Annotated in this window: 7 protein-coding genes; 1 reads left to right on the top strand and 6 read right to left on the bottom strand. The window is 43.8% G+C overall.

The features are described from left to right. Nucleotides 1–79 precede the first annotated feature (79 nt). The 4 genes from AAHJ11_RS03155 to AAHJ11_RS03140 form a co-directional block, all read right to left on the bottom strand. Nucleotides 80–514: a hypothetical protein gene (locus AAHJ11_RS03155; RefSeq protein ID WP_148366087.1), complete on the bottom strand. Its 435-nt coding sequence runs from the start codon at nt 512–514 to the stop codon at nt 80–82. 47 nt (nt 515–561) lie between these two features. Continuing rightward, nucleotides 562–1,737 (bottom strand): MFS transporter, encoded by a 1,176-nt coding sequence (locus AAHJ11_RS03150; RefSeq protein ID WP_195649017.1) that lies wholly within the window; start codon nt 1,735–1,737, stop codon nt 562–564. A 26-nt stretch (nt 1,738–1,763) separates the two neighbouring features. Beyond that, nucleotides 1,764–4,232: a penicillin-binding protein 1C gene (gene pbpC, locus AAHJ11_RS03145; RefSeq protein WP_413579058.1), complete on the bottom strand. Its 2,469-nt coding sequence runs from the start codon at nt 4,230–4,232 to the stop codon at nt 1,764–1,766. 135 nt (nt 4,233–4,367) lie between these two features. Continuing rightward, the gene (locus AAHJ11_RS03140) at nt 4,368–9,998 is read right to left on the bottom strand and encodes an alpha-2-macroglobulin family protein (RefSeq protein WP_413579057.1); all 5,631 of its coding nucleotides are present in this window, start codon (nt 9,996–9,998) and stop codon (nt 4,368–4,370) included. 100 nt (nt 9,999–10,098) lie between these two features. On the opposite strand from AAHJ11_RS03140, the gene AAHJ11_RS03135 reads away from it, so the two are divergent. Next, a complete protein-coding gene (locus AAHJ11_RS03135; protein ID WP_074556384.1) occupies nt 10,099–10,500 on the top strand; it encodes an FKBP-type peptidyl-prolyl cis-trans isomerase in 402 nt (133 codons plus the stop codon). A 24-nt stretch (nt 10,501–10,524) separates the two neighbouring features. Here AAHJ11_RS03135 and AAHJ11_RS03130 read toward each other — a convergent pair whose 3' ends face one another. Next, on the bottom strand, nt 10,525–10,911 hold the full coding sequence (locus AAHJ11_RS03130; protein ID WP_148366370.1) for a LytTR family transcriptional regulator DNA-binding domain-containing protein: 387 nt from the start codon (nt 10,909–10,911) through the stop codon (nt 10,525–10,527). A gap of 169 nt (nt 10,912–11,080) precedes the next feature. Further along, nucleotides 11,081–12,193, bottom strand: coding sequence for an AraC family transcriptional regulator (locus AAHJ11_RS03125; protein WP_148366095.1), 1,113 nt, complete (start codon nt 12,191–12,193; stop codon nt 11,081–11,083). Nucleotides 12,194–12,286: the final 93 nt, after the last annotated feature.

Genomic DNA, 12,286 nt, shown 5'->3' with positions numbered 1-12,286 from the left:
TGAAATCTTTTGCTTCAAAACGTCAGGCAATAAAAATTATTATAAGTTTGTATTTGATCGGAATATGTATAAGCCCGGCTCAATTGGCGAAAGTCTTACGTCTTATCCACCAGTAGCGGATGAAAAGCCCTCCCGTCAGGATGAGGGCAATGGATAATCCGGTATAGAAAACGGAAATGAACGTTTCGGGCAGAAGGTGGAAGCTACGTATGGTAATTCCCAGAGAAATCATGAAGATCATTGTAATCCAGCTTTTCACATCGAAAAATGAAAACGGGCAATTTCTGTGTTCTTTCTTTTGTTCGATTCGCTGGGTATGTTTATAATAAAGTCTTCTGAACACCAGAACGAAGAATAACAAGAAAACGACGGTAGCTTCTCCTATTTTGAACATCCAATCTTGGGAGGTGTTTAACCATGTTACAATTCCTATTCGCAGAATATTGGCACCGGCTATAATCCAGACGACACCGGCTGTGATAAGTAAGATTTGTCTGTTAACTCCGTATTTCATTGGCTTATTTTATTGTAATAAACGGTTTGACCGTCTGTTTTGTTGATTTACTTCTTGTAGAAAGTCGTAATTAATAAAGAAATCCCTGTTAAAACGACTCCGGTACCGATCACTCCGTGCCAACCATACAGTTGCCAGAAGCTGCCCGCCAGAAATGTTCCCATCGAACCGCCAATAAAGTAAGTAGTCATGAAAACTGTATTGATGCGGTTCGAAGCGCGCGGGTCCAGTTCGAAGATACTTGTCTGGTTGCTAAGTTGGATACATTGCATCCCTATGTCAATGATGATGATTCCGGCAATGATACCAATAAAGGTGTTTTCACCGATGAAGAACAGTAACCAGGCAAAGAGAATCAATCCGCAGCCGATAAAGTTGAAGCGGCGTACACCGACTTGTTTTACATATTTTCCAACAAAAGAGGCAGTCAATGCCCCCGCCACTCCGCAAAGTCCCAGCATACCAATGACGTCGCTGTTGGCAAAGAACGGAGCTTGTCCCATTTTAAAAGCCAGACAAGACCACATGGCGAGGAGGGAGCCGAAGTTCAATGCCGCCCGGATGGAATAAATCCGTAGTTGCGGATATTCTTTCACTAAGGCTAACAGGGATTTCATCAGGCCGCTATATTTTCCCTGAAAGTTGGTCTGAATGTCGGGAAGGACTTTTAGCACAACAATGGCACAGATAAGCATCATGCCTGCAGCGATGTGATACATTTCCCGCCAGCCAATCAGTTCACCGATAAATCCGCTGATAACCCGTGAAGCCAGAATACCGGTCAGTAATCCAGATAAGACAATTCCTACATTCCTGCCTTTATTTTCCGGACGGGAGAACTGGGCGGCTATCGGAATGAATATTTGTGGAATCATCGAACAAACTCCCGTGAGGAATGAAGCAATAAGTATCAAATGGAAATTGTGCGTCAGGGCGATGGTCAATAGGGAGAATATCAGAACGGTGAAGTTGACCAGGATGATTTTCTTACGTTGATATAAATCTCCCAGAGGGGTGATGAACAATAATCCTGCCGCATAGCCTATTTGCGTGACCATGGCAATCAGGTTAGTTCTGAACTCTGATATGCCAAGTTCATGGCGTATCATATTTAATAGGGGTTGGATATAATAGATGTTGGCTACCGAGACACCGGCCACAATAGCAAGTGTCCAGAGGATAGATGCCGGTAGTCCACCGTTTTCTTTTAATGGCTGTTTCATGCGGCAAAGATAATAAAATAAGATGTTTATTCGATGAAGAAAGTGGTGGAAACTGTGTTACCTTCTCCGTCTACTGCCGTCAGGGAATGTTTGCCGGGAGCAGGTCGCAGTGAAATTTTGTGGAAATCCTGTGTCTGTGTCTGATAGGTGTCGTCGAGATGCCAGAAGATAGTGGCATTGGGATTGCTGTGTGCCAGTTCCACTGTGATAAAGCCTTTGCTGCCGTCCAGTTGCTTGGGCAGCTTGATGTGGGCGTTCATCGGAGGGTAGATGAACTGCATGGGTTGGAAAGAATCTTCTCCACAGCCGGCTTTGAAAGGTGGCAGCGGTTTATATTCCGGATGATGCTGTTTATAGTACCATTCCCATACGGGTGGCAGGGCAAACCATGATTGCTGAATGGTAGGTTCCGTATTTGCACAGTTTTCATAGATGCGGTGGCTTTCGTCGGCGGATAGTGTGACGAGATGATGGTAAGGACAAGCCTCTGTCCGTAATCCGACGGGAAGGATCAGTACGGTGTCGGTTTCTTCACAGAAACGTCCTTTCAGATGACCGGATTGACGGCATATTTCTGCATCAACGAAAACTCCTGTGGGACGTTCGAACCAGGGTGAAGATGGGAGATAATTGAATATATCGAATAATACGGGACCGGCCGTTTGTGCACCGACCAATCCGGGTTTTCCCTCTCCGGTTGCATTTCCTACCCATACGCCTACTGCATAGCGGGGAGTCACGCCAACGGCCCAGGCGTCACGGAATCCGTAACTGGTTCCGGTCTTCCATGCGATAGTCTGCATGGAAGGAATTGATTTCCAGTCAATCTCTTCAGGCCGGTTGACTTCTGTTAAGGCGGAAAGGGTGAGCCAGGCTGCTCCTGCCGAAATAACTTCTTCTGAAATAACTCCTTCTGGAATAACCTCTTCAGAAATAGCTCCTTCTGCTATTGTTCTTTCTGATATAGCCTTTTCCGAAGTTGTCTTTCTTGAAATCGTCTTTCCTGAAGTAACTTTTCTTGAACCATCTCTTTCCGAAACAGTCTTTTCTTCTGTTCCCAGTAGTATCTGTACTTCCTTTTCTTGGGGAAGATTGTTGGAATGATTGTTGGAGAGGCTTCGTCCCATTTGTGCATAGGCATTCGTTACATCCCATAAAGTAGCTTCAGCACCTCCTAAAATGAGTGATAATCCATAATGGGAGGCTGAACGGTTGATAGTCTTGAACCCCATTTGTTGCAGCATGTGATGAAATTTGGGTACTCCATACCTTTGTAACATGGTGACAGCCGGGATATTCAATGAGCGGGCAAGAGCTTCGGAAGCGGGGACGGCTCCTTCAAACTGCATGCTGAAGTTTTGTGGAGTAAAGCCGTTGATGTTGACGGGTACGTCCGGTAACAGCATTTGCGGTAATAGACTTCCTTCCTGTAGCATGGCACTATAGAGAAAGGGTTTTAAAATACTACCTGTACTTCTGGGAGCTTGAATCACGTCTACTTGATTCCCCCCTTGTTTGCGGTCGAAATGTACATTTCCGCAGTATGCTACCACTTGATTGGCGGGAATGTCTATAATTAGGATAGCCAGGTTACGGATATCACTTCGATTAAATTCATTGCTCCACCGTTCCGCCAAACTCTCTATATGGGTTTGTATTCCTTTATCAATGGTTGAGCGGGTATATAATCCGTTTCTTTCCTGATAGAAGCGGGTAACCAGATGTGGGGCTGTTTGAGGAAGAGGATGTGGTTCGTCGGGTAACGGTTCGCTAATAGCCAGTTCATAGGTGGACGCATCAATAATCTCTTCTTCAAAAAGTTGTTTCAATAGACGGTTGCGTTTGGAAAGAAGTGTTTTTCGTCCTTTGGATAGATGAATCATGGCGGGGGCATTGGGCAGGACAGCCAGCATGGCTGATTCCGCCCATGATAAATCTTCGGCAGAATGACCGAAGTAACGCCAGGCAGCAGCATCCAGTCCTACCACATTTCCTCCGAATGGTGCATGAGAGACATACATGGATAAGATTTCCTCTTTGGAAGTCCGGAACTCCAAACGGGTAGCCCAGATCATTTCAATGACTTTCTCTCCGATAGTTCTGGGTTTGTTTCGGGCGAGACGGATGGTTTGCATGGTAAGGGTACTACCTCCGCTTACAACACGTTTATTCTTTAAATTCTGATAGAGTGCCCTTCCGGTAGATAACGGATTAACTCCCCAATGGTGGTAAAAGTGTTTATCTTCAAAGGTAATAAGGCATTGCTTGATTTTATCAGGTGTTGTCTTTCGGGGAGGAAACCGCCATTGACCATCCGAAGCGATACGTGCTCCCAGTAATTCTTCGTTTCGATCAGTCACAACGGTGGAGTAGGGTACATGAAATAGTTGCCGGGGAAGGCAAAAGATGTATCCTATCGTCAAAAGGGTAATGCTTATTGTCATTACTTTCTTAGTGACAGATAATCGTTTGAAGAATTTATATATCGGGTTCATTTAAATGTTAAAAGCTAAGAGACATATCTTTTTGAAACATGATTAGGGAAGAAATAATTAGGCACGGATTACACGGATTTCACGGTTCTACTCGTTAACCAAAACCGCGTAATCCGTGTAATCCGTGCCTAAAATTTATCGACTGACAGTTGTTCTTCCCGCTTTGCTGCGTGCCTGTACGTTTACATCATACATTGCTTCACATTGAACGGCAGGAAGAATAAAGTTACCTGCATAAGTCGCTTGCAGTTTGACAGTGAATACTTTTGTTTCACCACGACGCAAATTGAAATAAGTCAATACCCTGTCATCGCGTATATCCAGATAATTATATTTGCTGACGGACTTACCGGAACCGTCGGCTGCTACGCTTTCCGTTTCGGGGGCAACCATTCTTTCGTTGTATATTTCCCAACCGGACGGTATGATATGCGTCAGTGCCAGATTGGTGTAGTCGGAAGTTCCGCTAATATTGGATATGGAGGTGATAGCCATAAAGTCAGTTCCCTGTATAATATCATTGACAGAGATCGGTGTACCGTTCAGGTTGGCATATCTTATATCCATGCGAAGATTGTCGCTGATGGCCGGTAATGTATCGTTCAACAACTGTGTGCGTGTGATAAGGTCTACGCTAAGCGCTCCTTTTCCTTGATTCTTCACAGCGATCATACCGGATTTGGGAGTGGTGGCTATTTCCTTCTCAAACACAGCCTTAGCTGATTTCACGGCAGGTTGTTGTTTGTCGTTCCATGTCCATACGAAATCCAGTGTGCCTGACAGCTTTTCGGCCAGACGTCCCATTGCCATAAGAGCAAAAGCGGTGGATTGGGTACTGAACCACTCCTCTTGTGACAGATTCTTTGAAACGACTTTTGCCTGCTGCAAAGCATCCCGTTCCCGGTTCATCAGGATCAGTGTTTCCAGAATCATAGCTTCATCACGGTCGGAGGAACCGTAAATCTGATTCATGGAAGAGTAGGGGCTTACTGTTGTTTCCGCATTATACACCAGTTCTTCAGCCGGTTTCATCTTTCCGGTCAGTGCATAGGTTGCTGCCAGTCTCCATTTAGCCTGAATGGATAATCCTGCCTGTTCTTTCATCCGGTTCATGGCCCCATATTCCGGTGCTCCTGCCAATGCAAGCGTATATAAACGGAAAGCCTGTTGCAATTCCGACTGCCATTGTTGCCAGCCGCTTGCATCCTGCGGCATCCGCCAGTTTTGTGCGGCAGCACGTTGAAAACGCTTCCACTTATTCAGTACGTTCGAATGAACGGCGTATCCTTTTTCTTGTGCCAGTGTCAGGAACATTCCTGCATAAGAACTGATCCATTCGTCGGCAACAGCATTTCCCGGCCAATATACAAATCCGCCATTGGGAAGTTGACGACCATAAATCTGCCGGATAGCTTCCTGTACATTTGTCTTTATCTTTTCGGCTTCTATCTTATCTATTGTTTTGAATTGACCGATAAATAGAAGAGGCAAAGCCTTGGAAGTCAACTGTTCCGTACAATGGTGCTGATAGTTGTATAAGAAGTCGAACCGGCGGCTGATGTCAACCGAAGGTATGCGTGATACTTCCAGCTTTATCTGGTTATTTGCAGAAGAACTGCTTAGATTGTATGAAAGTTCTTTGCTTTGTCCGGCTTCTACCCATTGACTGTTGCGCAGGGTTACTACGGGATTCGGGTTGCGTACTTCTATTTCAATGGTTTCTTTCGTTTGTTGTCCGCCACCATTGGCTGTCAGATGGATGGTAGCCTTTCCTGTTTTGCTACCTGTTTTTAAGGTAAAGAACACGAGCTGGTCACCCGGTTGGCTAAATTTGAGCGACTGTTGGTTGGCCCCTACAATCTGTACTCCTCCACCGGATGCCTGAAGTGATACGGTTACATTCTTCACTTGATTTTCCATCGCAAAGATATTGACCGGAACGGTGATTTCTTCCTGAATGCTAAGCACACGGGGCAAGGTGGACAACATCATTAACGGAGTCCGTACAAAAGCCGTTTTTTCCGCATTGCCGTACGCTCCCTCTTGTCCGGCAACCACCATGGCACGTACCGAACCCACATACATCGGAAGTTTCAGCGTATGCGTCTGGCTCTTACCTTTTCCCAGATAGAAAGGACCTACAAACTTGACTACCGGTTTGAAACGGTTTGCTTTTGCATCGGCAGGCTTCAATGTCGCGTCGCCACCCGTACTGAAAAGTGAACTGTAACTTCCGGCGGAAGCTCCCAATACATTATCATACATATCCCATGTCCGGATGCCGAGTGCTTCGCGTGAATAGAAATCATTCCATGGGTCCGGGGTCTTGAAATTGGTAAGATCCAGCAAACCGTCGTCTACAATAGCTAATGTATAAGTCATCGGTTTTCCGGTCTTTTCGCTGACGGTCACATTGAAGTTGGTTTCCGGGCGTAACACTTCCGGCATCTGTATCTGCGGTTGTAACACCGTCTGACTGTTAGTCACGAATACCGGAACAACGCCATACATACGGATGGGCAGGTCATTGACTGTTTGCGCATGAGGCTGTAACAAACTGATATGCAGATATACATTCGGAGTCATCTCCGGTGTAATCTTGAATGTATATTTCGTATCTCCTCCGTTGGAAACCTCTATCCATTCTTGTCGTAATACGGTAGAACCGTTTTCTATGGATACCAGTGCACGTCCTCCCGCTGCTGCAGGAATGATTGCTGTGGCTGTTTCTCCTATTTCATAAGAGTCTTTGTTCAGCGAGAAAGCAAGCATCTTGATACCGCTGGGATCAGTCTTGCTCGAACGTCCCCGCCATTCCGGCCAGTCAACATAAACTGTACCTCCGGTGGCATGTCCACTCTCTTTATCTTTCACGTAAACCAGATAGCGTCCCCATGACGGATAATCGATACGGAATTTGAAAGATGCTTTTCCGCCTTTTGTCTGTAAATTGCCGCTGGCAACAGGAGTGATGGAACTATTGTTGATATACGTTCCGAAAGATTCACCACTGTTTTCCCACCACCAACTCCAGCCGATGCGGTATATTTTGTATTCCAGATTAGAACTGTTCACTAGCTGTCCCTGCGTGTTTACAGTTACAATATCGAATACATGATCTTTGTCAGTTTCAATATATTTGCCTTTCGGCTGGTTCAGATTGATACCGACATAAGAGGTGAATGGTGAGAATGGAATCGTTTGAGTGTAGATGCTGGCATCTCCTCCCGGTTCGAACACGCGGGTGGTGAAAGTAGCGTTCAGCATACCCGGCGCTTCCGTTGCGGTCGGAACTTTCAGCATGACGTTTGCTTTTCCTTCTGCATCCAGTGTGCCGTCAAATATATCTGTTTTGATAGTCGTGAAATCCGTAGCCGGATTGTTAAAGATATATTGTCCGTAATTCTTGAACTGTGTATTCACTTTCGATAAAGACATTTCTACTTTGGCTTTCAGTTTGGAGGCAGTTGCTCCTGTCAGCCAAGTTGAAGTGAGTGGGGCATAGAAATCCTTGTCCGTGGCTTGAAGAACCTTCGGCAATGCCAGATTTATTTTCAGGCGGTTGGGTTTTATGGTTTCGATACGCAGACCTTTGTGGAAGGTGGTTCCTCCCACCTTGATATACGCATTCCAAAGCCCGGTCGGGTCTGTTGCCTGTGTCGGAACGTCGAATGTATAGAATCCGTTCATTCCTTGTGTTGAAATCATTTTCGTGTAGAACTGTCCCCTCGGATTGTAAATCTCCAATGCTACGGGATGCTTGTCGGGGATTCTCTTTTCGCGGTCTTCCAATATAAAGGAAATATGCAGCGTGTCTCCCGGGCGCCATACCCCTCTTTCGCCATATATGAATCCTTTCAGTCCCTTTTGGATATCTTTTCCTCCCACGTCGAATCTGCTGACGGATTGTTCTTCACCGTCCACAACGCGGACGTATGCCTTTTGCTTTTCCGATTCAGCCACAATTATGAAAGGCACACCGTTCGGAGTGATTTCAACGAATCCTTCCCCATTGGTTTCTCCTTTCCCTATGGGTTGTAACTGGAAGTTATACGCTGTTACCTGTGCTTTCCCTATCGGCTTTGTATCCAAAATATTACTGACAGCAATCCACAGTTTATTCAGTGAGTTCCGTTTTACAATCATTCCCAGGTTGGAAGCAAAAACGTTGCAGGCAGCTATCCGGTCTGAATTCATGTAATAAGACGGATGACAGGGATTGTCGCGTTCCGTCCATCGGTATACACTCCAGTCCATTGTTCCGCCATTGTAATAATAGTAGGCTTCGGGGGTATTCCAGATTGCTTCATCTTCTTCGGACAAGACACTTCCACTTACTTTAGTCAGTCCGTCGGAGGTGCTGCTGTCGGCGAATTTCATATCCTGATTCTCGACTCCTCCACAAGGATAAGCGGAGTATTCCTGACGGAATGAAAGTATTACACGATAGATGGCACCCGGTTCCTGATGGATTAATCCGGCAAGGTCTATCGAGTAATCTCCCCAATGATGAATGTCTTTGGAAGCATCTTTGGCAAGCCATAACGTTTTCTTGTAAACCAGTCTGCCCGAACGGCGCAGCTCATTGGCCGAGGCCAGTGAATTGGTTTGCATAAACATCAATACATTGTTCTCAAAAATGCGGATCACGCTCAAATCCACAGCATACAGGTTGACAGCCCTGAAAGGAATAATCAGACTTTTCGAATCGGGCAGGATAGCGGCGGTAGTAGACATTTCCACTTGTGGTTTCAGGCTTACTTCACTGAATGAGATCGTATGAGAAGTTCCCAACGCTTTACCTTGACTGTCTTTGACTCCTTCATGGATATTCAACGTCAGTTTACTTTGTGTGTTTGCTTCGAAATAGATAAAAACTCTGTTCTCGCTGATTTGGAAGATTGATGAGGAGATTTCCGGGATCTCAATCAGTCCTTTTAAATCTTGAGTAGTGGATAGGGGAGCGGAGAAAACAATCTCGATTCCGTTTTCCGGTTGGTCGATGCGTTCGGCAGACATAAAACGAAAACAATCTTTTGCCGGTATCAGTACTTCTTCGCTTTGTTTACGGTTGATGCCGGCCGGGTTGCCGTTGGCTGTGATAGTCAAGGGGTAATCATCAGCTTCTCTGGGGATTTGTCTGATACTAAACAAATACCGGGTATGATTGTCGGTTGCGGTGACTTCCACCGGATAACTCTTTTTCCCGTCACTGGCAGTCAGCATCTTTTCTACCTCTTCCTTTTTCACTACGTCGCTGAAACGTATCTCTCCTTTCATATTTATCTCATTCGGTTGGGTAGCTGTAATCGGTAATGATTCCAGTTGCAGGGTGAAGTTACGTTCCTGTACACGGAATGAGAAGTTGAACTCTTTCAGCTTTTTGTCCACTTCGATGAAGTCTCCGAGCCGGAAAGTTCCTTCGTAAAGTGTTCCCGGTTTCAGCGCTCCTTCTTCAGGCACAAATTCAATGGTATTGTTGCTTACCCAATATGCTTTTCCCTTTAATGAAGGTGAGAAACTGAATGGGTTGCTTTTTAACTCATTGTTCATATCCACCATGGGTTGGTCGTGGGTCAGTTCTATACGTATGGTCGAATTTTGCGAGATGACTCCTCCCGTATACGCGTTTACATACGGTGCATAATCGGCAGAAGGAATGATGTCTTTTTGAGTGCGTGTGCATGAATATAGGCCCACAGTTATCATGATGAGCAAAAATAGTCCGGTAGCACTGATGCTACGTGTAGTCTTTGTTTGTCCCATAGCGAGGAGTTTTTTTATAGTTCAACAAACAAATATACAGTTTTTATGCTAAATCCTTTGTTATTCTGATTATTTTTGCAAGTTCTTAATCAATTTATTTATGGGGAAAAAGAAAGAATACAAAGAGGCCAATCGGCGATTTCTGAAAAAGCTGTCTTTTCAGGAGGGTGTTTTCGCATTGCCGGGTGGAATCTATTACAAAGTTTTGGAAACTGGCGAAAGTACGATTTCTCCGGGTGCACGGAGTATTGTTACCGTGCATTACAAAGGAAGTCTGATTGATGGCCGGGTGTTTGATAATTCTTATGAGCGTACTTGTCCCGATGCCCTACGTCTTAGTGATGTAATAGAAGGATGGCAGGTGGCACTTCAGAAAATGCATGTTGGCGATAAATGGATTATTTATATTCCTTATGCAATGGGATACGGTATCAAATCTTTTGATTCTATTCCTGCCTACTCGACATTGATCTTCGAAGTGGAACTGCTGGGTGTTGCATAGAGCATAAAGATGAGCTATAGGGAATCAGATACATGGATATTTTTCTTTTAGCTTCTTCATGAAAGACTTGCTTACTTGTAAAAGTTCCATTTCATTAAATGGAGGAAGCAATATGCAATTGTTGTCTTCAATCGAAACCAGATAGCTTATATTGATAATGTGTGACTGGCTAATCTGGATAAGATAGGGATGCAGACTCAATATCTTTTGTGAGTTTGTATTTCTTCTGAGTGCCAGGATATGATTGTTATTTAATACAGCTTCCCATAGTTTACTCTTGGAGTTATACCGGAAATAGCCAATCTGTTCTAAATGGATTAGTTGCAAGTTTCCAGTTATAGTAGTATATAAAAAGATCTTTTCTTCTTGATTTTTCTCTGTGTTGGTGTGATTGCAATTATCAGTATTCATATTCATTCTATTTATCTTGGTATCTGATTAATCTGTTGATGATGTGAACGTCGTAGTTTTATTTTGCATCAAAAGTAATGGATTGCTTTTAGCTACAAAAATAAAAAGTGTCTCATTCCTGAAATGAGACACTTTTACTAGTAAGAATTATGCTTTTAAAAAAAGGAATTTATTGCTTTACTCTTTGACTATCAATGAATTTGCTGGGTGATACACCATACTTTTCTGAAAAGTTACGATAGAAAGTTGCCCGGGAGGTGAAACCGCATGCAAACATCAGTTCTTTTACATTACTCTTTGGATTTTCGGCGGCTAGCTGTCTGAAATATTCCAGTCGAAGATAATTAATGTATTCCCGGAAACCTGTAAAACCCCGACTTTTGATTGCTGCTGAAATATCGTGTTCTTGTTTATTCAGAGCTTTGGCTAAAAGTTCTATATTATACCGTTGATCGGTATAGGGATGCTGTTCCTGAAGATAGGTTTCAATCGTTAAGAAGAGCGGGAGAGGAGGAGATGATTTTCCGGCTTGTGGCATTATGGGGCTTTCCGTATTCTTTGCGTTATGAATCATGTTTATATGGTTCGAAAACGGGTTCTCGTAACGTAAATATTGTATGGAGAATAAGACCGTAAAAACGATTGCCATAATACCGAACAGGTTGAAAACAAATTCATTGATATTTAGAGTGAACAAGATGTATATCCCTAAAAATACGAATAGAAAACCGATGAATAGATACATGTTATTATTTATCCTGCGGTAGGTCTTGTTATTCATCATAGGATAAATAAGAAGAACGAGCGGGGTAAAAACGGATAACAGGAATATGCAAACCCTAAGCTTGACATCTATTAGATGGATATTCGGAATAATTTCATCCATGGAGTGGATGGGAGTGATATTCCCATTGAAGCTTAAATAGCTGATTCCTACGGTTATCGTAATAATGGGTAATAATAGAAAAGTAAATATTCTGAAATGGTTCAGATAGCCCGGCGATAAAGAAGCGATAGGGAACAGGGCTACAATATTTGCTAAAGCATACCATTTGAGCATTTTCTCAATGTTGAGCAATTCTGTGAAGTTGTATTCCGGAGTGTCTGTGACAATTGTCAGCCATCCGATATTTTCCCATGAAAACATAATACCGATGCCGGTAGCTATAATTCCCCAATATAATTTCGGATAATTATCTTTGGCGCGTATGATAAGGATGATTCCTATAATTAACGCAATCAGATCAAGTGTAAGCTCAATAGATAGATGTGTAATTCCCATTTTTTTTGACGTGTTTCTATTCCTTGCCAGTCAGTGTGTAAATGTTTCCCGTACAAAGGTAGGTAAAATAGAAATATCAGGCAATAAAAAAGG

The organism is Bacteroides sp. 90-K9/2, from assembly GCF_047310725.1.
Taxonomy (GTDB): domain Bacteria; phylum Bacteroidota; class Bacteroidia; order Bacteroidales; family Bacteroidaceae; genus Bacteroides; species Bacteroides vicugnae.
The sequence above is the reverse complement of the archived record's forward strand: the minus strand, read 5'-3'. Positions and strand labels throughout refer to the sequence as shown.